This window comes from Blastococcus sp. TBT05-19 (genome assembly GCF_003319095.1).
Classification (GTDB): Bacteria; Actinomycetota; Actinomycetes; order Mycobacteriales; family Geodermatophilaceae; genus Blastococcus.
The window spans coordinates 1-501 of the sequence record NZ_QOHI01000025.1 but is presented as its reverse complement, the minus strand read 5'-3'; the positions used below and the strand labels follow the sequence as shown (position 1 = coordinate 501).

The 501-nt window shown below is 71.9% G+C and carries 1 protein-coding gene; it reads left to right on the top strand.

Annotation, left to right across the window (positions count from 1 at the left end; all coding sequences use genetic code 11):
• Positions 1-49: 49 nt before the first annotated feature.
• Positions 50-501 (top strand): SDR family oxidoreductase (locus tag DQ244_RS19160; RefSeq protein WP_233491737.1); only part of this gene is annotated, 452 nt, incomplete at its 3' end.

The window sequence follows — 501 nt, the reverse complement described above, 5'->3', positions numbered from 1 at the left end:
GATCGTCGGCAGCGTCAGATGTGTATAAGAGACAGGGGAGGCCCTCGCCGTGCAGCTCGCCGAGCGCGGCAGCTCCTTGGCGCTCGTGGACCGGGACGCCGACCGGCTGGCTGCCGTCGCCGACCGCATCCGGGCAGCTCACCCTCGACTGGAGGTCGAGACCTACGTCGTCGACCTCGCCGACGAGGCGGCCACCGACGCCCTGGGCGCGACGCTGGCCGGCGCCCACCCGGGGACGACGCTGCTGGTGAACAACGCCGGCGTCGCGCTCGGCGGCCGGTTCGACCAGGTCACCCTCGAGGAGTTCGACTGGGTGCTGGCGATCAACTTCCGGGCGGTCGTGCGGCTCACCGCGGCGCTGCTCCCGGTGCTCAAGGCCAACCCCGGCTCCCACCTGGTAAACGTCTCCAGCGTCTTCGGCATCTTCGCCCCGCCCGGGCAGGCCGCCTACGCCGTCAGCAAGTTCGCCGTCCGCGGGTTCAGCGAGTCGCTGCGCCACGA